Source organism: Marilutibacter spongiae, assembly GCF_014145325.1.
GTDB lineage: Bacteria > Pseudomonadota > Gammaproteobacteria > Xanthomonadales > Xanthomonadaceae > Marilutibacter > Marilutibacter spongiae.
In genome coordinates this window covers 63,107-84,635 of the sequence record NZ_JACHTF010000007.1, presented here as the reverse complement: position 1 = coordinate 84,635, position 21,529 = coordinate 63,107, and the positions used below count along the sequence as shown (strand labels likewise).

Sequence of the window (21,529 nt, the reverse complement as noted above, 5' to 3'; positions counted from 1 at the left end):
CGGGGGACGATGCGGCCACATCCGGGCACGTTCGCGGCGGGCGCTAGGATGCTATTATTGAGAACAATTCGTATTTGCTCCCAGGTGCTCATTTGAAGCTGTCTGAACTGCCGCGCCGCACCGCGGCCACGGTCGAATGCGTGGAGGACGCGCTGCCCAACGACGCCATCGCCCGTCGCCTGCGCGAACTGGGCTTCGTCGCCGGCGAGCGCGTGGAGCTGATGGCGGCCGGCCCGTTCTCGGCCGAGCCGCTGCTGGTCCAGGTCGGCTATACGCGCTTCGCCCTGCGTCGCAGCGAGGCCGCGCGCGTGCGCGTGTCCACCGCTGCCGTGGGAGAGGCGGCATGAGCGCCGCCGCCATGCGCCTGGCCCTGGTGGGCAACCCGAACTGCGGCAAGACGGCGCTGTTCAACCAGTTGACCGGCAGCCGGCAGAAGGTCGCCAACTACAGCGGCGTGACCGTGGAGCGCAAGGAAGGCGCATTCAGCGCGCCGTCGGGCCGCCGCTACGCGATCCTCGACCTGCCGGGCGCCTACAGCTTCCATGCCGCCAGCCTCGACGAGGCGGTGACGCGCGACGTCTGCCGCGGCTTCTATCCGGGCGAGGCGCCCCCGGACGTGGTGATCTGCGTCGTCGACGCGACCAACCTGCGCCTGCACCTGCGCTTCGCCCTGGAGGTGCGCGAGCTGGGCAAGCCGATGGTGCTGGCGGTCAACATGATGGACGCCGCCGAGCGCCGCGGGGTCCGGGTCGACCTGGAGGCGCTCGAGCGCGAGCTCGGCGTGCCGGTCGTGCCGACCGTGGCGGTGCGGCGCGACGGTGCGCGCGAACTGGTGGCCCGGCTCGACGGCATGACCGCCGCCGCGCAGCCGCCGGGAAAACGCATGCCGGAGGGCACCGCCGAGGATGCCGAGGCGCTGCACGCCGAGACCCGGCGCCTGCTGGCGCTCGCGGTGAGCATGCCGCGGCGCACCGCGAGCATCGACGACGCGCTCGATCGCTGGTTGCTGCACCCGGCGTTCGGCCTGGCGGCCCTGGCCACGGTGATGTTCCTGATCTTCCAGGCGGTCTACGCCTGGGCGACGCCGCTGGCGGACGGCATCGAAGCGGCCACCGGCGCGCTCGGCGGCTGGACGGCCGCTGTTCTGCCGGCGGGTCCCGTCAACAGCCTGTTGACCGACGGCATCATCGCCGGCCTCGGCGGGGTGATCGTGTTCCTGCCGCAGATCCTGATCCTGTTCACCTTCATCCTCGCCCTCGAGGAATCGGGCTACCTGCCGCGCGCGGCCTTCCTGCTGGATCGCCTGATGGCGTCCGCGGGACTGTCGGGCCGGTCCTTCATCCCGTTGCTGTCGAGCTTCGCCTGCGCGATCCCGGGCATCATGGCGACGCGCTCGATCCAGGATCCGCGCGACCGCCTGGCGACGATCATGGTCGCGCCGCTGATGACCTGCTCGGCGCGCCTGCCGGTCTACACCTTGCTCATCGGTGCCTTCATCCCGGCCCAGAAGGTGGGCTGGTTCAACCTGCAGGGCCTGGTGCTGTTCGCGCTCTACATGGCCGGCATCTTCAGCGCGCTGGTGGTGTCGTGGGTGATGAAGAAGTGGCGTCGCGACAAGAGCGAGCACGCGCTGATGCTCGAACTGCCGTCCTACCGCATCCCGCATCCGCGCGATCTCCTGATCGGGCTGTGGGAGCGCGCCTGGATCTTCCTGCGCCGGGTCGGCGGCATCATCCTGGCCCTGACCGTCCTGCTGTGGTTCCTCGCAAGCTACCCGGCGCCGCCGGAGGGCGCCATCGGACCCGCCATCGACTACAGCCTGGCCGGCCGCATCGGCCATGCGATGACGGCGGTGTTCGCGCCGCTGGGCTTCAACTGGCAGATCTGCATCGCGCTGATCCCGGGCATGGCCGCGCGCGAGGTGGCGGTGTCCTCGCTGGCGACGGTGTACGCGCTGTCGTTCACCGACGACGATGCCGCGATCGAAGCGCTCAAGCCGATCATCAACGACGGCTGGTCGCTGGCGACCGCGCTGGCCCTGCTGGTGTGGTTCATCTACGCGCCGCAATGCATCTCCACGCTGGCCACGATCAAGCGCGAGACGGGCTCCTGGAAGCAGGTCGCGATCAGCGCCGGCTACCTGTTCGGGCTGGCCTACCTGGCCGCGTTCGCGACCTACCAGATCGCCGTCGCCCTGGGGGCCGGATGATGGATGCCTCGCTGTTCGCGCAGTACGTGGCGATCGCGCTGGCGGTGCTTGCCAGTGCCGTCCATGTACTGAACCGGCAGCTGCCAGGGCCGATGCGGCGCCTGCGGGTCGCGTGCGCGGTGCCCCTGTTGCGGGCGGGACGGCCGGCCTGGGCCGCGCGCCTGGGCCGCTGGATCGCGCCGACGCCCGCCGCCGGCAAGACCGCCTGCGGTGGCTGCGACGGCTGTGGCCCCGGCGAGACCGCGACCCGCCAGCACTGAGGGGCGACGCTCAGCCCGCCATCGCGTCCCAACGGCGCAGGGCGTCCTCGACCACGTCCAGTGCCCGCGCGGCGGCTTCGGCGTCGACCTTCTCGACGGTGTCGTGCTCGCTGTGGATGACTTCCATCACCCGAGGCGCCGTCGCCGGCGGCTTGCCTGCGTACATCGACAGGATGCCCTCGATCTCGGACGCGCCGACCAGCGAATAGGACACCGCCGGCCAACCGGCCTTCAGGAAGGCCTGGTGGTCGGTGGGCGGGTACTGCTCGCCGACCGACAGCCCGATGCCCGCCTCGCGCGCGCCCTCGCGCGTGGCACGGGCGAGGGCGCCGTCCGCGTCGGGGCTCATCATCCAGATCGTGTCGCCCCAGCCGAAGACGTCGAAATTGACATAGAGGGCCGGGCGCTCGCCGTCCTGTTCGACATAGGCGTGCGCGCCGACCAGGCCGCGCTCCTCCAGGTCCCAGAGTGCGACCGCGACGCGGTGGTGGGCCAGTGGGCGTGCGCGCAGCCGCTCGGCCAACGCCAGCACGACGGCGGTCCCGCTGGCGTTGTCGGTCGCGCCACGACCCGTGTCCACGCGGTCGAAATGCGCGCCAAGCAACAGCAGCGGCGCATCGGCCATGCCCGCGACCGGCGCCAGCAGGTTGGTGCCGCGCTCGTCTTCGCGGGCGAAGGGCGCGGCCCGCCAGTCCAGGCCGATCGCCGACAGGCGGCGTTCGACGGCCTTGCGACGTCCGTCCGCATCGTCGGCGGTCGCGATCGCGGCGACGTCCTGGCGCCAGGCGTCGGCAAGGCTGCCCGGTGGGGGCGCGGGCATGTCGGCGGGTGCGTGCGCACAGGCCGCCAGCGCGAGGCCGAGCAGGGCGAGGGTGGTGTGGCGGATCGACATGCGGTGTTCCCCTGTAGGTCTGCCCGCAGTGTGCCGCAGTCGCGGGCCCGCGGCGTAGGCCAGGGGTCACGAAGTTGCGCGGGTCCGGGGCTGCGCGTAGCCTCCCGCGGAGTCACGGAACGAATTGCCTCAAGGCAGGTGGTGCAAGGATGACGATCCGGGTGTACCTCATCGACGACCATGCGCTCGTGCGCGCCGGCATGCGCATGATCCTGGCCGGCGAGACCGATATCGAGGTGGTCGGCGAGAGCGAGAGCGGCGACGCCGGCCTGCCGGAGATCCGGCGGCTGGCGCCGGACGTGGTGCTGTGCGACCTCCACCTGCCGGGGATGAGCGGGCTGGAGGTGACCGAGCGCATCGTCCGCTCCGGCGGTCCGCGGGTGATCATTGTTTCCGTCCTGGAGGACGGGCCCATGCCGCGCCGCCTGCTCGACAGCGGCGCCTGCGGTTACGTCGGCAAGGGCGGCGATGCCAGCGAGCTGCTCAATGCCGTCCGCGATGTCTCCCGCGGCAAGCGTTACCTGGCGAGCAGCGTCGCGCAGCACCTGGCCTTTTCGAGCATCGACGGCGACCGCTCGCCCTTCGAGGCGCTGTCGGCGCGCGAACTCGAGGTGGCGATGCTGCTGGTGCAGGGCATCCGCCAGGAGGAGATATCGCGGCGCCTGAGCCTGAGCCCCAAGACCGTCAGCACGCACAAGCGGCGCCTGTTCGCCAAGCTGGGCGTCGAGGACGCCATCGCGCTGGCGCGGCTGGCCGATCGCCACGGGCTCAGCGACCCGGCCCTGCTGGGCTAGGCGTCCCCCTGGCCAGCGTCGCGGCCACGAAAAAGGCCGCCCGGAGGCGGCCTGTTCGCTGGTTTCGAGGCGGGGCGCCAGGGCGCCCCGCGTGCGCTCAGGCGTGGCGCTTGTCGGCTTCGCCCGGGTTCGCGTCACCGTCCTGGGTCGCGACGGTTTCCTCTTCTTCCTCGGCGTCGCCGCTGGCGGTCGCCTCGTCGGTCGTGGCCGGCGTATCGAAAAGGGACGCGGTGCGGGGCATCGCGGCCACCGCTGTCGCGGCCACGTCGGCGGGCGCGGATTCGCGGGCGACCTCGGCCTCGGCGACCCCGCTTGCGACCTCGACGGCATCGGCGCTGCTCGCCGCTTCGACCGGTGCGGGCGCGGAGCGGGGGGCCGGTGCGTCGTTCACTTCGGCCGCGATTGCGGGCTCGTCTGCCGGCGTCGCCGCCGGCTCGGCTGCCACGACCTCGCGGGACACGGCTTCGCTGGACGCGACCTCGGCCTTTTCCGGGCGGTCTGCTGCGCTGGCGCCCGCGGCCGCGGCCGCGGCCACGTCCGCAGCCGCTTCGGTCGCCGGCTGCGCGCGCGTGCCGGGTTCGGCTTCGGCTGGGGCGGGAGTTGCCTGCGCCGTATCCGCCACCGCACGGGGGGCTTCAGGCGGTGCAGCCGCGGCGACCTCGTCGCGCCGGGCGCCAGCCTGGGCCGCGTCCGCGCGTGCCGCGGCCTTGGCGGCGGGGGCGGGGAGGTCGTCGAAGTCGAACTCGGGCTGCGATCGGCTGACGTCGAGCGTGACCGCCGGCGCTTCCTCGGCCGTCGAGCTTGCGGTCGGGCCCGGGGTCGGTGCTTTCGCCTCCGCGTCCGCGGTCCGCGACTCGGAGTCGGCATCGTCGTGGTGCGACCCGGTTGCGCCGGTGCTCGTGGCCTCGTCGGCGTTCGTCATCGACTCGCCCGACTCGTTGCCTTCACCGGCACCCCCGCTGCGGCGACGGCGACGGCCACCGCGACGGCCGCGACGACGGCGTGCGCCGCCCTCGCCGCCATCCTGCGCGCCGTTCGGGTCGTGCTGCGGCGTGGCCTGGGCATCGCCCTGTGCCGCGCTGGCGGCATTCGCATCCTGGGTCGGTGCGACCGAATCAGCGGCCTGCGCGGTCTCGACCACGGGTTCCGGGGCCGGGGCTGCCGCGATCGCGGCAGCAGCCGGGGCCTCGGGGCGGGGCCTGGAAGCGGGCCTGGTCTCGGCGGCCTCGGACGCGTTCTGCGTGCGGGTGTCGACGGTGTCGGCGCTGCCGGATTCCTGGCGGCCCTGGCGGCCTCCGCGCGAACGACGGCCGCGGCCCTCGCCCTGGCGCGATTCGCCCTTGGCCTCGCTGGACTTGGCGTCCTGCTTGGCGTCGCGGGGCGCGTTGGCCTTGGCCGCTTCGCGCGTGGCGTCGCGCCCGGCGTCCTTCTGGCCGTTGCCGCGTCGCCCGTCGTCGCGACGGTTCGAGGCCTTGCGGCCGTCGCGGCCATCGCGACGGCTGTTGCCGCGCGACTCGCCCCGGCCTTCGCCGCGGTCGTTGCCACGCTCGGCGCGCTTGGAAGATCCCTCGGGCTTGCGCGCCGGCTTGGGCGCCTCTTCCGAGGTGCCGCCACGGAAGAAGCGCAGGATGCGCTCGACCATGCCGACCGAATGGGTCGGGGCGGCCACCGGTGCGGCCGCGACCGGCGCGGGTTCGGCTTCGGGTGCGGGCTCGCGCAACGGCGCGGGACGGGTCGGCTTGACCTTGGTCACGGCCGGCGCCGCCGGGATGTTGAGGTGGGCCTTGGTCAGCGCATGCGTCGGCAGCTTGCGCGGCGTGCCGCGGCGGTAGCTGGGCTTGTTGCTTTCCTCGTCCAGCTCGTTCTCGCGGATGCGGGTGACTTCGTAATGGGGCGTGTGCAGCTGTTCGTCGGCGACGATGACGATGGGCGCATCGTGGCGCTGCTCGATCTCGCTCAGTGCCCGGCGCTTTTCGTTCAGCAGGAAGGTCGCGATCTCGGTCGGCGCCTGCACCAGTACCTGCCCGGTGTTGTCCTTCATCGCGTGCTCTTCGGCCAGGCGCAGGATCGACAGCGACAGCGACTCGACGCTGCGCATGCGGCCATGGCCTTCGCAGCGCGGGCAGACGATCTGGCTGGATTCGCCCAGCGACGGACGCAGGCGCTGGCGGCTCATCTCGAGCAGGCCGAAGCGCGAGATGCGGCCGACCTGGACGCGGGCCCGGTCCTGCTTGAGCGCCTGGGCGAGGCGGTTCTCGACCTCGCGCTGGTGGCGGTTGGAGGACATGTCGATGAAGTCGATCACGACCAGGCCGCCCAGGTCGCGCAGGCGCATCTGGCGGGCGACCTCCTCGGCCGCCTCCAGGTTGGTGTTGAACGCCGTTTCCTCGATGTCGCCGCCCTTGGTGGCGCGCGCGGAGTTCACGTCGACCGCGGTCAGGGCCTCGGTCTGGTCGATCACCAGCGCGCCGCCGGACGGCAGGCGCACCTCGCGCTCGTAGGCGCTCTCGATCTGCGACTCGATCTGGAAGCGGTTGAACAGGGGCGTGTCGTCGGTGTAGTGCTTGAGCTTGCGCAGGTTGTGCGGCATGACCTGCTCGACGAACTCGCGCGCCTCGGCGTACATCTCGTCGGTGTCGACCAGGATCTCGCCGATGTCCGGGCGCATGTAGTCGCGCAGCGCGCGGATGATCAGGCGCGACTCCTGGTAGATCAGGAACGGCGAGGGCTTGCTCAGCGCCGCGCCGGTGATCGAGGTCCACACGCTGACCAGGTAGTCCAGGTCCCACTGCAGCTCTTCGGCATCGCGGCCGACGCCGGCGGTGCGGATGATCACGCCCATGTCGTCGGGGATCTGCAGTGCGTCCATCGCGCGCTTGAGTTCGGCGCGATCCTCGCCCTCGATGCGGCGGGAAACCCCGCCGGCGGTCGGCGAGTTGGGCATCAGCACCATGTACCGGCCGGCCAGGGAGATGAACGTGGTCAGGGCCGCGCCCTTGTTGCCGCGTTCTTCCTTCTCGACCTGGACGACCACTTCCTGGCCTTCCTTCAGGAGCTCGCGGATCGACGCCTTGTTGTGGTCGACGCCGGACTGGTAGTAGTCGCGGGAGATTTCCTTCAGCGGCAGGAAGCCGTGGCGCTCGGAACCGTATTCGACGAAGGCGGCTTCGAGGGAGGGCTCGAGTCGGGTGATCTTGCCCTTGTAGATGTTGGACTTCTTCTGTTCCTGGGCCGGCTGTTCGATGTCGATGTCGTACAGGTTCTGCCCGTCCACGATCGCGACACGCAGTTCTTCTGCCTGCGTTGCGTTGATCAGCATTCGCTTCATTGTTGCGTCCTCGCGCGCTTCGACCGCGCGGAACGCCATGGCGTTTCGCCTCTGGACACTGCGGCCCTGCCGTCGCTACGCCCGTGGCGCGCGCCGGCAAGGCTTTCAATTTCCAGCGCTACGACACCACGGCACGCCGCGGGAGCGCTTGTTGTTGCTTTCCAGTTGGAGCCCCGGCGATGCGGGCATCATCGGGGCAGGGACCGATGGCGGTCGGGCCGGAGCCGTCGCGCCACGCGGTGGTTTGTTCATCTTGACGGTTTGACCCGTCCGGCGAACGCAGGTTCCGCCGGCCGCACTTGCTAACATGGCTGTCCCGAGGACAGGGGTCAGACGCGGACGGATTCGCAGGCCGGGCTTTCGGCCCCGTGTCTCCGCGGGTTCCAGGCGTTGCGGACGTGCCGCGACGGGATTGGAACTGGCGGGTCGACTTCCTGCGAAATCAAAACCTTAGCTCGCGTCGCGAGTGTATCAGATAAGCCCCGAGAATGAGCCTTCCAGACGCCCCAGAAGCCCGCGCCGGCGCACGTATCGTGCGCGTCCCCGAAGACCGTGCCGGCCAGCGCCTGGACAACTTCCTCCTGGGGCAGTTGAAAGGCGTGCCCAAGTCATTGATTTACAAGATCGTCCGCTCCGGCCAGGTGCGGGTGAACAAGGGCCGGGCCAAGGCCGAGCGGAAGCTGGAGGCCGGCGACGAGGTGCGGGTGCCGCCCATCCGTGTCGCAGAGCAGGGTGAGACAGTGCCGCCGCCGAAGGGCTTCCTGGCGGCGATGGAAGCGGCGATCGTCTTCGAGGACGCGCGCCTGCTGGCCCTGAACAAGCCCTCCGGCGTGGCCAGCCACGGCGGTAGCGGCATCAGCCACGGCGCCATCGAAACCCTGCGGGCGCTCCGCCCCGGACAGTCGCTGGAGCTGGTGCACCGCCTGGACCGCGATACCTCGGGATTGCTGGTGGTCGCCAAGAAGCGCTCGGCCTTGACCGAGTTGCAGGCGCTGATGCGCGAGGATCCCTCGGTCAAGGGCCAGCGCATCGCCAAGCGCTACCTGGCGCTGCTGGTCGGACGCATGCCCGATGGCGTGATGAGCGTGGATGCGCCGCTGCACGTCGGCCTGCGGCAGGGCGGCGAGCGCCACGTGCAGGTGAATCCGTCCGGGAAGCCCTCGCTCAGCCATTTCAGCGTGATCGAACGGCGCGGCGGGCATTCGTTCTGCGAGGTCCGCATCGAAACCGGGCGCACCCACCAGATCCGCGTCCATGCCCAGCACATCGGCCATGCGGTCGCCGGCGACCCCAAGTACGGCGATGCCGACGTCAACCGGCGCCTGCGCGAACAGGCCGGCCTCAAGCGCATGTTCCTGCATGCTTCGACGCTGGAGTTCAGCCTCGACGACGGTCGCGTGCCCTACCTGCTCAATGCCCCGCTGCCACCGGAACTGTCGGCCGTGCTGGACGCGCTGTCCGGCTGATCACAGCTCGTTGGGCGCGCGCTGGTCGCGTGCCAGGCACAGTTCCGAATCCGGGGTGGGGGTGAAGTTCATCGGCACCTGGATGGTCTGCGACACGGGCGCCCCATTGCGCGTGGCAGGCTTGAACTCCCAGGCCTGCACGGCGTCGCGGGCCGCGGCGTCGAGGGCCTCGGCACCGCTGCCGGCGAGCACCACGATCTCGGTCGGTGTGCCTTCGGGGCCGACCACGACCTTCATCGTGACCTTGCCGCCGACGTCGTTGCACGACAGGTCGAGCGGATAGTCCGGTGGCGGGGTGTGCACCGCCATCACTTCGGTCGAGCGGACGACCGGCGCCCCGGTGTCGGCGGGCTGGCAGCCGGCGACGGCCAGCAAAGCGGCGACGACGAGGGCGGGACGCGGCGGCGTGGAAAGGTGCATGTCGTGCTCCGGGGGGCGGGGTCAGGCCGCGAGGGCCTCGGCCTTCGCGGCGCATATGAAGTCGTTCTCGCTCAGGCCACCCACGTCATGGGTGGAGAAGCGCACCACGCACCGGTCGTAGTGCACGCCCAGGTCGGGGTGGTGGTCCTCGCGGTGCGCGATGAAGGCGAGCGCGTTAACGAAGGCCATCGTCTGATGGTAGTTGTCGAAGGTGAAGGTCTTGCACAGGGCGTGTTCGTTTTCCGCCAGCGACCAGCCCGGCAACTGCGGCATCAGCTCCCGGATGCGTGCCTGGCTGAGGCGGTGCTCCTTGCCGCTGCGCGGGACGCAATGGGCCTGGGCGAGGGGAATGAGGTCGTTCATGGTGGACGGTCCTTGCATGACGGGGCGGCGGCCGGACGCGTCCAGATGAACGGTCCGCAAGCATCCTGCCCCAGTAGGCGGGGAGGCGGCGCGATGGCGCGTGCATCCCGTTAGAATACCGCCATGATCCAGATTTCCGAATCCGCGCAATCGCATTTCCGCAAGCTGATCGAGCGCGAGGCCCTGCCTGGCCTCGGCGTCCGCCTGTCCGCCGTCAGGCCAGGCACGCCCAGCGCCGACGTGCGCCTGGAGTTCGCCGAGCCGGCCGACCTGGCGGGCGACGAATGGGCGGTGGACTGCGAGGGCTTCACCCTCTGGCTGGACAGCGCGAGCACGAAATACCTCGACGGGGCGGAGATCGATTACGAAACCCGCGCCACCGGAGGCCAGCTGCAGATCCGTGCGCCTCGGATCAAGGGCGAGGCGCCGGCCGAGTCCGCGTCGCTGGTCGAGCGGGTGCGCTGGATCGTGGAGCAGGAGATCAACCCGCAGCTGGCCCAGCATCGCGGCCACGTCGAGGTGCAGGAGGTCACGGCCGAAGGCGTCGTCTACCTGCGATTCGGCGGTGGCTGCCATGGCTGCGGCATGGCCGATGTCACCCTCAAGCAGGGCATCGAGACCACGCTGCTGTCGAAGGTGCCCGGCGTGACGGCGGTGCGCGACGCGACCGACCACGACACCGGCACCGCGCCCTACATCAGCCGCGATCCGGCGGCCTGAGCACCGGGCGGCATGTTTTCGGCCGCTGATCTCATCGATGCCGTCCAGCGCAAGCTGCGGCTGACCCACCGACGCGCACACCCCCCGGGGGAATTCCCGCCGGGCTGGGCGCAGTGGTTCGAGGCCATGCGCGAAGCGCGTGGCCAGGTCAGCGGCGCGCCGGCCGAGGCGATGGTCGCGCTGCTGCTGGCGCGCCAGCCCGCGCCGCCGGCGCGCGGGCCGTTCCGCGACCTGGGGCGCTGGCAGGCGTTCAAGTCGGTCCTGCGCCAGGACGTGTCCAACGCGCCTGCCGGGGATCGCGGGCTCCGGATCGCATCGGGCGTGCTGTCCCTCCTGCTCAATGCCTTCTTCGCCGTGATGCTGTTGTGGTTGCTGTTCGCACCGGCACGCATGGAGCCACCCGCCGCCGAGGGCGAAGAACTGGTGGTGCAGGTGGAGTATGTCGGCGAAGGCACGCCGGAACCCCCCGGTGGCGGGCCCGGGACGCCGGTAACCGAGCCGGTCGAGACAGCGCCGCCCACGCCGTCCCCGCGCCCGGTCGAAACGCCCGCGCCCCGGCCGCCGGCGACCGCGGAGGTCACTCCCGTCGCGCCTGCCGAGCGGCCCCCGCCGGTGTTGCCCCCGGTCGATGCGAGCACGCCGCCGCCCGAACTCACCGCGCCCAGCAGCGCGGTCGTCGAGCGTGAAGTGCCGACGCCGCGTCCGCCGGCGCCGACGGTCGAACAGCGCGTGATGGTCAGCGAGCCGGCGCCGGATACGACCGATGCCGTGTTCCTGCCGCCGCCCACGCCGGTGGTGGCGCCCACCCTGGACGCGCCCGAGCTGGTCAGCGAACAGCCGGCGGTCCAGCCACGCGATGTCCCGGTGCCCGAAGCCGCCCCGACGCCCCCTGTGCTCGAGGTGCAGGCACGCGAGGTCGTGGCGGCGCCGGCTCTGGAGGGCGAGGCCATGCCCGTGCAGGCACGGGACGTTCCCACGCCGGTACGGCGTCCCGAGTTGAACGCCCGGCCGGCCCCCGCGATCGACGCACCGGCCCTGCAGGCCAGCGAGCCGGTCGCCGTGCGCGAGAGAAGCATTCCCCAGCCGGCGCCGCGCGAAGCGCCGTCGGCCCCGGACACGCCCACGAGTCCGTCGGCATCCGCGCCGAGCGCGACCGCGCCGGCGCCGGTCGTGGCAAGCGAAGGCGCGCAGACGCCGGTCCAACCGCCCACGGCGCCGGGCGCGACGGCGTCCACCGCGCCCTCCGCTGCCGCCTCCGGCGGACCCCGTCCGACGCCCGCGCCCGGAGGCTGGCCGACGCCGGCGCGTTCGGACGACTTTGGCGCATCCGACCGCAACGTGCCGGGGGGGCAGCGCGGCAACGACGGGCCGGGCCTGTTCAACAGCGATGGCAGCGTTCGGCTGGGCGAGCAGCCCGGCTCGGCGGCGCCCGCGCAACCGCCGGGGGCCTATACCGAGGAAATCACCTCGCTCGACCGCAACGGCACCTGGCTCAAGCGCCCGCCGGTCGGCTACGAGCCGACACTGTTCGACCGCTACTGGCGGCCGAACGAGAACCTGCTGCAGGAATGGGTGCGCCGCGGCATCAAGACGGTATCGATCCCCATCCCGGGTACCGGCAAGAAGGTCGAGTGCGCAGTGTCGCTGCTCGCGCTCGGCGGTGCCTGCGGCATCAGCGACCCGAACCTCAACGAGCAGCCGGCCACCGCTCGACCGCCGCCGGACATCCCGTTCAAGCCCGCATTGCAGGACGACAACGGCAGCATCCGGCCCGACGACGGCGGCTGAGGCCACGCGCCCGGTGCCGCGCGCCCCATGGCAGGGGCTTTGGCAGGCGCAGGGGCGGATGGGCGTGCAGCGAGCCCGCCCGCGCCCGCGTGGCCACCATGGCGGCGCCGTCCTGCGTCGCCGGACCCCGACACCCGTCGCGAGCGCCGGGCGGCAAGCCGCGAAACGAAAAAGGCCCGCGATCGCGGGCCTTCTTGCGTGGTCCGGTGGAAGCCGGCCTCAGTGGACACCGTGCAGGTCGCGCAGCTGGCTCTCGCGCGAGCTGAAATACGCGGCGAGGTCGGCGATCTGCTGGTCGGTCAGGTTGCGGGCCTGGCTCGACATCAGCGCGTGGTCGCGCTGGCCGTTGCGGTACTGCTGCAGGGCATGGCCCAGATAGTCGGCGTACTGGCCGCCGAGCTTGGGGTAGGTCGCGTCGATCGGCGCGTTGCCTTCCGAACCGTGGCAGTCCACGCAGGACTGGCCGGTGGCCTCGCCCTTGGTGCTGGCCAGCTGCTCGCCGGCGCTGACGTTGCCGCTGGGCAAGCCGGCGGAAGAGGAGGTCGGGGCGGCGTGCTCGCCTTCGGCGGCATGTTCGCCTTCGCCGCCGCCGGAACAGGCGGCCACGGCCAGGCAGGCCAGTGCGATGAGGGCAGGGGCGATGGCGCGGATCTTGGTCGTCATGGTCGTCTGCGGGCTCACTTGATGCTGGACAGGAAGGCGGCGATGTCGGCGATGTCCTGGTCAGAGAAGCTCTGCGCCTGGGCCTGCATCGTCGGGTGCTGGCGCGTGCCCTTCTGGTACTCGTGCAGCGCGTTCGCCAGGTACTCGGCCGACTGGCCGCCGATCCGCGGGACGCGGTAGCTCGGGTAGGCGTTCTTGTAGCCGGTGATGCCGTGGCAGCCCTGGCAGGTGTAGGTGAGCATCTTGCCCTTCCCGGCGTCGCCCTGGAGGGCGCCGTTGCTGGCGGCGTTGGCGGCCGGGGCGGGGGTGGCTTCGTCCTGCGCACGTACCGGCGCGGCGGCCAGCAGGGTGGTCAGGGCAAGGCTGGCGGCGATCGTCAGCGGTCGCATCATGTCTATGTCCGCAATCTCGAATGGCTGGCTGGAAAGGCTGGCCGGCCGTGTCCCGGATGCCGTGGAGGCAGGTCCCGGGGCGCCCGGCCGCGCGCAATCTGGCCAGTATAGCCTGCGTGGCGCGCGCTGTTTAGCTTTGCGTGCGCGCCCGGAGGCCGGGGGCGATCCCTGACCACTGGGACATGACAATGCAACGCTCCCGCCGGAGCATGCATCCATCCCACCACGATGTCGCGCGGAGCGCCCGGAACGACCGGGCGGGCCGCGCGACTGCCGTGCGCAGGGACGGTCCCGCGCCCATGAACAGGGCATGGCGACAGTCACCATGACCTTCGACACGAGGGGTTTTTCGTGTCTAGTGATATACCTATCTACAACACCGGCATACATCGGCCGGCACCACCACCATCGGGGCCCCCCACATGCAACTCCCTCTCCCAGCCCAAGGCGTTTCCCGCGGCTCGTTCCGCGCCCGCAATGCCGTCCTGATCCTCGTCGCCTGCCTGGTCCTGGCCGCCTGCAAGGGGGGCAACGGCGAGGCCGAGGCGAAGGAAGGCAAGGACAAGGCCGCCGAGGCCGTGCCGGTCGAAGTCGCCCAGGCCACCCATCGCCCGATCGCCGCGAGCTACACCGGCACCGCGGCGCTGGAAGCACTGGCCGAGTCGCAGGTGATCGCCAAGACCTCCGGCGTCGCGCTCGACGTCATGGTCGAGGAAGGGCAGGCGGTCAAGGCCGGACAGCAACTGGTGCGCCTGGACGCGGACCGCGCCCGCCTGCAGGCGGCGCAGACCGCGGCGCAGATGACCAAGCTGCAGAACAACTACGAGCGCGCCCGCCAGCTGTCGGCGCAGAAGCTGATCAGCGCCAACGAGACCGACCAGCTCAAGTACGACCTGGAGAACGCGCGCGCGGCCAATCGACTGGCCAACCTGGAGCTGTCGTACACCAACGTCACCGCGCCGATCTCCGGTGTGGTCGCCTCGCGTTCGATCAAGCCGGGCAACTTCGTCCAGATCAACACGCCGATCCTGCGCATCGTCGACATCTCGCGCCTGGAGGCCACCCTCAACGTGCCCGAGCGCGAACTGGCCACGCTCAAGGCCGGCCTGCCGGTGCGCATGCACGTGGACGCGCTGCCGGGCAAGGTCTTCGAGGGCACCGTCGACCGCGTGGCGCCCGTCGTCGATGCCGGCAGCGGCACCTTCCGCGTGATCTGCGCCTTCGACAGCCAACAGGTGCTGCAGCCGGGCATGTTCGGCCGCATCAGCATCGACTACGACCAGCGCGCGAATGCGCTCGTCGTGCCGCGCAACGCGCTGATCGAGGGCGAGAACGACCCGGCCCTGTTCGTGGTGCGCGACGGCAAGGTCCGCCGGGTCACGGTCAAGCTGGGCTACATCGACGGCGAGTGGGCCGAGGTGCGCGAGGGCGTGGAGGCGGGCGACAGCGTCGTCACCGCCGGCAAGTCGGCCCTGCGCGACGACTCCATCGTCCAGGTGATCGGCGCCCCCGGCGCGGAAGACAAGGCCGTCGCGGCCAACGAAGCCGGCGATGCCGGCGACGAAACGACCCAGCAGTAAGCGCCGGAGCCCCACGTGAGCGATCCCAAAGTGAGCGATGCCAACCCCGGCGACCCGCAGGCGCCCGCTGCCTTCAACCTCGTCGAGTTCTCCACCCGCCGTCGCGTCACGATCGCGATGTTCACCATCAGCCTGCTGCTGTTCGGACTCATCTCGCTGGGCAACCTCAAGGTCAACCTGCTGCCCGACCTGAGCTTCCCGACCCTGACGGTGCGCACCGAATACACCGGCGCGGCACCGACCGAGATCGAGACCCTCATCACCGAGGCGGTCGAGGAGTCGGTGGGCGTGGTCAAGGGCCTGCGCAAGCTGAAGTCGGTCTCGCGCACCGGCCAGAGCGACGTGGTGCTCGAGTTCGCGTGGGGCACGGACATGGACAAGGCCATGCTCGACGTGCGCGACAAGATCGAGGTGCTGCAGTTGCCGCAGGAAGCCGAGCAGCCTGTGCTGCTGCGCTTCAATCCCTCCACCGAACCGGTCATGCGCCTGGCCCTGAGCGCGCGCGAGGGCGGCGACGCCATCCGCCAGCTGACCCTGATGCGCCGCTTCGCCGAGGACGACCTCAAGAAGAAGCTCGAGCCGGTCGAAGGCGTGGCCGCGGTCAAGATCGGCGGCGGCCTGGAGGACGAGATCCAGGTCGACATCGACCAGCAGAAGCTCGCCCAGCTCAACCTGCCGATCGAGACCGTGATCAACCGCCTGCAGCAGGAGAACGTCAACGTCTCCGGCGGTCGCCTGGAAGAGGGCTCGCAGCGCTACCTGGTGCGCACGGTCAACCAGTTCGCCAGCGTCGACGAGATCCGCGAGATGCTGGTGACCACGCAGAGCGGCGGGGGCGGCGATGCCGCCAGCGCAGCCGAGCAGATGGCGCGCGTCGCGGCCGCGACCGGCGACGCCAGCGCGATGGCCGCGGCCGCCTCGGTGCAGAGCGCGTCCTCGGCCGGGCAGAGCGTCGCCGCGGGCGGCATGCCGGTGCGCCTGAAGGACGTCGCCGACGTGCGCCAGGGCTACAAGGAACGCGAGGCGATCATCCGCCTGGGCGGCAAGGAAGCGGTCGAACTGGCGATCTACAAGGAAGGCGACGCCAACACCGTCGCCACCGCCGATGCCGTGCAGGCGCGGCTGAAGCAGATCCAGGACTCGATGCCGCCGGAGTTCGAACTCACCGTCATCGACGACCAGTCGCAGTTCATCCGCCACGCGATCAGCGACGTGAAGATGGATGCGGTGATCGGCGGCGTGCTGGCGATCCTGATCATCTTCCTGTTCCTGCGCGACGGCTGGAGCACCTTCGTCATCAGCCTGTCGCTGCCGGTGTCGATCGTGACCACCTTCTTCTTCATGGGGCAGATGGACCTGAGCCTCAACGTCATGTCGCTCGGCGGCCTGGCGCTGGCCACCGGCCTGGTGGTCGACGACTCGATCGTGGTGCTCGAGTCGATCGCCAAGGCCCGCGAGCGCGGGCTGGGGATACTCGAAGCGGCGATCGTCGGCACCCGCGAAGTGAGCATGGCGGTGGTCGCCTCGACGCTGACCACGATCGCGGTATTCCTGCCGCTCGTCTTCGTCGAGGGCATCGCCGGCCAGCTGTTCCGCGACCAGGCGCTGACCGTGGCGCTCGCGATCGGCATCTCGCTGCTGGTGTCCATGACCCTGATCCCGATGCTCAGCTCGCTGAAGGGGCGCCCGCCGATGGCGTTCCCGGAGGAGCCGGCGCATCCGCAATGGCGGCCGTCGTCCAAGCTTCAGAAGCCGATCGCGGCCACCGGCCGCGGCGTGGGCGCCGCGACGCGCGGCGGCCTGTTCGGCATCGCCTGGGTGTTCGTGCGGATCTGGCGCGGCATCGCGGCCGTCGTCGGCCCGGTGATGCGCAAGGCCAGCGACCTGGCGATGGCGCCCTACGACCGCGCCGAGCGCAGCTACCTGAAGCTGCTCCCGGCGGCGCTCGGCCGCCCGGGCCTGGTGCTCGGTGTCGCCCTGGCCGCCTTCCTGGCGACGCTCGCGCTGGTGCCGATGCTGGGTGCGGACCTGATCCCGCAGCTGGCCCAGGACCGGTTCGAGATGACCGTCAAGCTGCCGCCCGGCACGCCGCTGCGCGACACCGACGCCCTCGTGCAGGACATCCAGCGCCGGCATGCCGACGACCCGGGCATCCACGCGATGTTCGGCGTCAGCGGCACCGGCACGCGTCTGGACGCGAACCCGACCGAGAGCGGCGAGAACATCGGCAAGATCAGCATCGTGATGGCCGATGGCGGCAGCGAGAAGATCGAGGCCGAGGAAACCGAGCGCCTGCGCGCCACGATGGAGGGCCATCCCGGCGCCGAGGTCGACTTCAGCCGGCCGGAGCTCTTCAGTTTCTCCACGCCGCTGGAGATCGAGCTGCGTGGCGAGGACCTGGCCACCATCGAACAGGCCGGCAAGCAGATGGCGGCGATGCTGCGCGGCAACGCCCACTATGCCGACGTCACCTCCACGGTCGAGCAGGGCTTCCCCGAGATCCAGATCCGTTTCGACCAGGATCGCGCCGGTGCCCTGGGCCTGACCACCCGCCAGATCGCCGACGTGGTGGTGCGCAAGGTGCGCGGCGAGGTCGCGACCCGCTACAGCTTCCGCGACCGCAAGATCGACGTGCTGGTGCGCGCGCAGGAATCGGACCGCGCTTCGGTCGAGGACATCCGCCGCCTGGTCGTCAACCCCGGCAGCAGCCGGCCGGTGACGCTGGAAGCGGTGGCCGACGTCGTCGCGACCACCGGCCCGAGCGAGATCCATCGCGCCGACCAGGTCCGCGTGGCGGTGGTGTCGGCCAACCTGCGCGACATCGACCTGGGCACCGCGGTCAAGGACGTGGAGGCGATGGTCGCCGCGCAGCCGCTGACCGCCGGCGTGCGCATGCACATCGGCGGCCAGGGCGAGGAACTGGCCGAGTCGGTGAAGTCGCTGGTGTTTGCCTTCGGCCTGGCGATCTTCCTGGTCTACCTGGTGATGGCGTCGCAGTTCGAGTCGCTCCTGCACCCCTTCGTGATCCTGTTCACCATCCCGCTGGCGATGGTCGGCGCCGTGCTGGCCCTGCTGGTCACAGGAAACTCGATCTCGGTGGTGGTGTTCATCGGCCTGATCCTGCTGGTGGGCCTGGTGACCAAGAACGCGATCATCCTGATCGACAAGGTCAACCAGTTGCGCGAGGCCGGTGAGAGCAAGCGCGATGCGCTGGTCGAGGGTGCGCGCTCGCGCCTGCGCCCGATCACCATGACCACCCTGTGCACCCTGTTCGGCTTCCTGCCGCTGGCGATCGCGATGGGCGAGGGCGCGGAGGTGCGTTCGCCGATGGCGATCACCGTCATCGGCGGCCTGCTGGTCTCCACGCTGCTGACGCTGGTGGTGATCCCGGTGGTGTACGACCTCCTCGACCGTCGTGGCGACGCCTACTATCGCGAGCGTGGCCGTCGTGGCCTGCACGCGGCCGCGGGTACCGTCGCTGGCGGTCGCGCCGATGCCGATGGAGAACAGCCCGCATGAGCGTCGCCGAGCTCAGCCTGAAGCGTCCCGTCACCACGGTGATGCTGTTCGTGTCGATGTTCGTCATCGGCCTGATCGCCGCGGTGAGGCTGCCGCTGGAAGCCCTGCCGGACGTCTCCGCGCCCTTCATGTTCGTGCAGCTGCCGTACTCGGGCTCCACGCCCGAGGAGGTCGAGCGCACGGTACTGCGCCCGGTCGAGGAGGCCCTGGCGACCCTGAGCGGGATCAAGCGCATGGGCGGCGGTGCCCAGGCCGACGGCGCGTACGTGTTCATGGAGTTCTCGGACTGGGACAAGGACATCTCGATCACGGCCTCGGAAGCACGCGAGCGGATCGACGCGATCCGCGACGAGCTTCCGGACGACTTCCAGCGCTACTTCGTGCACAAGTTCTCGACCAGCGACGAGGCCTTCCTTCGCGTTCGCCTGGCCGCCGACACCGACCTGACCGGCGCCTACGACCTGATCGACCGCGAGATGAAGCGGCGCATCGAGCGCGTGCCCGGCGTGGCGCGGGTGGAGGTCAGCGGCGCGCCGCCGAACGAAGTCGAGATCGCGATCGACCCCGAGCGCCTGACCGCGCACGGGGTGAACCTCAACGACCTCAACAGCCGCCTGCGCACGGTCAACTTCTCCGTGTCCGCGGGCGAGATCCAGGACGCCGACCTGCGCCTGCGGGTGCAGCCGATCGGCGAGATCCGTACCCTCGACGAGCTTCGCAACCTGGTGCTCAACGAGCGCGGACTGCGCCTGTCGGACATCGCCGAGGTGCGGCTCAAGCCCGCGCGCATGGACTATGGCCGTCGCCTGGACGGGCGCGTGGCGGTGGGCCTGGACATCTACAAGGAGCGCAACGCCAACCTGGTCGAGGTCTCGCGGCAGGTGTTGGCGACGGTGGAGGAGATCCGCGAGTCGCCCGAGCTCAACAACATCGACCTGAAGGTCATCCAGAACCAGGGCGAGGAGGTCACCGACTCGCTGGTCGAGCTGGCCGAGGCCGGCGCGATCGGCCTGCTGCTGTCGATCGCGGTGCTGTTCTTCTTCCTGCGGCACTGGCCGTCCACGCTGATGGTGACGCTGGCGATCCCGATCTGTTTCGTCATGACGCTGGGCTTCATGCATTTCTTCGGCGTGACCCTCAACGTGCTGACCCTGATGGGCCTGCTGCTGGCGGTCGGCATGCTGGTCGACAACGCCGTGGTCGTGGTGGAGAGCATCTACCAGGAGCGCGAGCGCATGCCCAACGACCCGGTCAAGGCCTCGATCGTCGGCACCCGGCACGTCGCCATCGCGCTGTCGGCCGGCACGCTGTCGCACTGCATCGTGTTCCTGCCCAACCTGCTGGGCGAAACCAACCAGATCAGCATCTTCATGGCCCAGATCGCGATCACCATCTCGGTGTCGCTGCTGGCGTCGTGGCTGGTCGCGGTCAGCCTGATCCCGATGCTGTCGGCGCGGATGAAGACGCCGCCGGCGGTGCAGAACGAGAAGGGCCTGATCTCGCGCCTGCAACGGCGCTACGCCCGGGTCCTGCGCTGGACCCTGGAACATCGCGGCTGGAGCGTGCTGGGCATCATCCTGATCGTGGCGCTGAGCATCGTGCCGATGACCCAGACCAAGTTCGACATGTTCGGCGGCGGGGGCGGCAAGGAAGCGCAGCTCTACTACCAGTGGAACGGCGGCTACACCAAGGAGCAGATCTCCGACGAGGTCCTGCGCGTGGAGAAGTACCTGGAAGCGAACCGCGAGCGCTTGAACATCAAGCAGATCTACTCGTGGTACAGCGAGCAGGGCGACGCCAGCACCATGATCACCTTCGACGACTCGATCGGCGACATCAAGCCGCTGACCGAGACGATCAGCAAGGAATTGCCGAAGTCGGCGCGCATGGAAGTCGGCATCCGCGGCCAGGGCGGTCGCGACGGCGGCAACGAGGGCGTGCAGGTGCAACTGGTGGGCGACTCGACGAAGGTGTTGAGCGAGATCGCGCGGGACATCGTGCCGATCCTTTCGGCGCGCAAGGAGTTGCGCGACGTCCGCATCGATGCCGGCGACACCAACAACGAGCTCATCGTCACCGTCGATCGCGAGCGTGCCGCGGCGTTCGGCTTCAGCGTGCAGGAGGTGTCCAGCTTCGTCGGCCTGGCCCTGCGTGGCGCCCAGTTGCGCGAATTCCGCCGCGGCCAGACCGAAGTGCCGGTGTGGGTGCGCTTCGCCGGCGCGGAGACCTACGGCGTCGAGGACATGGAGAGCTTCATGGTGCGATCGCCCGACGGGCGTTCGGTGCCGCTGCTGAGCATGGTCGACGTCAACGTCGTGCCGGCCGCCACCCACATCAACCGCTACAACCGCCAGACGACCGTCACCATCGCCGCGAACCTGGCAGGGGAGACCACCACGCCCGATGCGCGCAAGGCACTGGAGTCGACCCTCAAGACCGTCGCGTTCCCACCGGGCTATAGCTATTCCTTCGACGGCAGTGCGTTCGAGCGCGACAACGAGGCGGTCAACCAGATGATGTTCAACACGTTGCTGGCGCTGGTGATGATCTACGTGGTGATGGCGGCGGTCTTCGAGTCGCTGCTGTTCCCGGCGGCGATCATGAGCTGCGTGCTGTTCTCGGTGTTCGGCGTGTTCTGGCTGTTCTGGATCACCGGCACGGCGTTCAGCATCATGGCCTTCATCGGTATCCTGGTGTTGATGGGCGTGGTGGTGAACAACGGCATCGTGATGGTCGAGCACATCAACAACCTCAGGCGGCGCGGCATGTCGCGCACCGATGCCCTGGTCGAGGGCAGTCGCGAACGCCTGCGCCCGATCATGATGACCATGGGCACGGCGATCCTGGCGATGATCCCGATCTCGCTGAGCGACACCGTCGTGCTCGGCGGCGCGGAGTACTCGCCGATGGCGCGCGCGGTGGCCGGCGGCCTGGCGTTCTCGACCGTGGTGAGCCTGATGTTCCTGCCCACCATCTACGCCCTGCTCGACGATGCCCGCAACGGCGTCATCCGCATCGTGAGGCGGGCACGCGGCAAGGACGTCCGCGGCGATGTCGCGTCGGTGACGGCGCTGCACGTGGACTGACCCCGCGCCGACCTGCCGCTCCCGCGGGCGTGCGGGTTGACGGTCCCGG

The 21,529-nt window shown here is 70.2% G+C and carries 16 protein-coding genes; 10 read left to right on the top strand and 6 right to left on the bottom strand.

Features of this window, described 5'->3' with window-relative positions:
* The first annotated feature begins 92 nt into the window (after positions 1-92).
* The 3 genes from H4F98_RS08025 to H4F98_RS08015 are packed head-to-tail and all read left to right on the top strand — an operon-like array spanning position 93 to position 2,469.
* Positions 93-347 (top strand): FeoA family protein, encoded by a 255-nt coding sequence (locus H4F98_RS08025; RefSeq protein WP_141518807.1) that lies wholly within the window; start codon positions 93-95, stop codon positions 345-347.
* Positions 344-2,209 carry a ferrous iron transporter B gene (feoB, locus tag H4F98_RS08020; RefSeq protein ID WP_182686554.1) on the top strand — a complete coding sequence of 622 codons (1,866 nt, stop codon included), beginning with the start codon at positions 344-346 and terminating at the stop codon, positions 2,207-2,209. Before H4F98_RS08025 ends, feoB begins: the two co-directional genes overlap by 4 nt.
* Entirely contained in the window at positions 2,209-2,469 is a 261-nt protein-coding gene (locus tag H4F98_RS08015) for a DUF6587 family protein (RefSeq protein WP_182686553.1), read from the top strand. Before feoB ends, H4F98_RS08015 begins: the two co-directional genes overlap by 1 nt.
* Before the next feature lie 10 nt (positions 2,470-2,479).
* Here H4F98_RS08015 and H4F98_RS08010 read toward each other — a convergent pair whose 3' ends face one another.
* A complete protein-coding gene (locus H4F98_RS08010) occupies positions 2,480-3,361 on the bottom strand; it encodes a M28 family metallopeptidase (protein ID WP_182686552.1) in 882 nt (293 codons plus the stop codon).
* Positions 3,362-3,510: 149 nt separating this feature from the next.
* On the opposite strand from H4F98_RS08010, the gene H4F98_RS08005 reads away from it, so the two are divergent.
* The gene (locus tag H4F98_RS08005; RefSeq protein ID WP_182686551.1) at positions 3,511-4,155 is read left to right on the top strand and encodes a response regulator; all 645 of its coding nucleotides are present in this window, start codon (positions 3,511-3,513) and stop codon (positions 4,153-4,155) included.
* Positions 4,156-4,252: 97 nt separating this feature from the next.
* On the opposite strand, the gene H4F98_RS08000 is transcribed toward H4F98_RS08005, so the two are convergent.
* Complete coding sequence (locus H4F98_RS08000; protein ID WP_182686712.1) at positions 4,253-7,474, bottom strand: Rne/Rng family ribonuclease; 3,222 nt, start codon at positions 7,472-7,474, stop codon at positions 4,253-4,255.
* A 497-nt stretch (positions 7,475-7,971) separates the two neighbouring features.
* Between H4F98_RS08000 and H4F98_RS07995 the strand changes: the two genes are divergently transcribed.
* Positions 7,972-8,949, top strand: a complete 978-nt coding sequence (locus tag H4F98_RS07995; RefSeq protein ID WP_182686549.1) for an RluA family pseudouridine synthase — start codon at positions 7,972-7,974, stop codon at positions 8,947-8,949.
* Here H4F98_RS07995 and H4F98_RS07990 read toward each other — a convergent pair whose 3' ends face one another.
* Positions 8,950-9,369 (bottom strand): energy transducer TonB, encoded by a 420-nt coding sequence (locus tag H4F98_RS07990; RefSeq protein ID WP_182686547.1) that lies wholly within the window; start codon positions 9,367-9,369, stop codon positions 8,950-8,952.
* Positions 9,370-9,390: 21 nt separating this feature from the next.
* Positions 9,391-9,732: a 4a-hydroxytetrahydrobiopterin dehydratase gene (locus H4F98_RS07985; protein ID WP_141518800.1), complete on the bottom strand. Its 342-nt coding sequence runs from the start codon at positions 9,730-9,732 to the stop codon at positions 9,391-9,393.
* A gap of 123 nt (positions 9,733-9,855) precedes the next feature.
* Here H4F98_RS07985 and H4F98_RS07980 point away from each other — a divergent pair, with 123 nt between their 5' ends.
* On the top strand, positions 9,856-10,452 hold the full coding sequence (locus H4F98_RS07980; protein WP_182686545.1) for an NfuA family Fe-S biogenesis protein: 597 nt from the start codon (positions 9,856-9,858) through the stop codon (positions 10,450-10,452).
* 12 nt (positions 10,453-10,464) lie between these two features.
* A complete protein-coding gene (locus tag H4F98_RS07975) occupies positions 10,465-12,240 on the top strand; it encodes a hypothetical protein (protein WP_182686543.1) in 1,776 nt (591 codons plus the stop codon).
* Between the two features lie 219 nt (positions 12,241-12,459).
* Here the strand turns inward: H4F98_RS07975 and H4F98_RS07970 are convergent, their stop codons facing one another.
* Both H4F98_RS07970 and H4F98_RS07965 read right to left on the bottom strand, forming a co-directional pair.
* Positions 12,460-12,903: a c-type cytochrome gene (locus H4F98_RS07970; RefSeq protein WP_182686541.1), complete on the bottom strand. Its 444-nt coding sequence runs from the start codon at positions 12,901-12,903 to the stop codon at positions 12,460-12,462.
* A gap of 14 nt (positions 12,904-12,917) precedes the next feature.
* The gene (locus H4F98_RS07965) at positions 12,918-13,292 is read right to left on the bottom strand and encodes a c-type cytochrome (protein ID WP_182686710.1); all 375 of its coding nucleotides are present in this window, start codon (positions 13,290-13,292) and stop codon (positions 12,918-12,920) included.
* Positions 13,293-13,717: 425 nt separating this feature from the next.
* Here H4F98_RS07965 and H4F98_RS07960 point away from each other — a divergent pair, with 425 nt between their 5' ends.
* The 3 genes from H4F98_RS07960 to H4F98_RS07950 are packed head-to-tail and all read left to right on the top strand — an operon-like array spanning position 13,718 to position 21,480.
* A complete protein-coding gene (locus tag H4F98_RS07960; protein WP_182686539.1) occupies positions 13,718-14,875 on the top strand; it encodes an efflux RND transporter periplasmic adaptor subunit in 1,158 nt (385 codons plus the stop codon).
* 15 nt (positions 14,876-14,890) lie between these two features.
* Positions 14,891-18,394, top strand: coding sequence for an efflux RND transporter permease subunit (locus H4F98_RS07955; RefSeq protein WP_425487581.1), 3,504 nt, complete (start codon positions 14,891-14,893; stop codon positions 18,392-18,394).
* Entirely contained in the window at positions 18,391-21,480 is a 3,090-nt protein-coding gene (locus H4F98_RS07950) for an efflux RND transporter permease subunit (protein ID WP_182686537.1), read from the top strand. Before H4F98_RS07955 ends, H4F98_RS07950 begins: the two co-directional genes overlap by 4 nt.
* Positions 21,481-21,529: the final 49 nt, after the last annotated feature.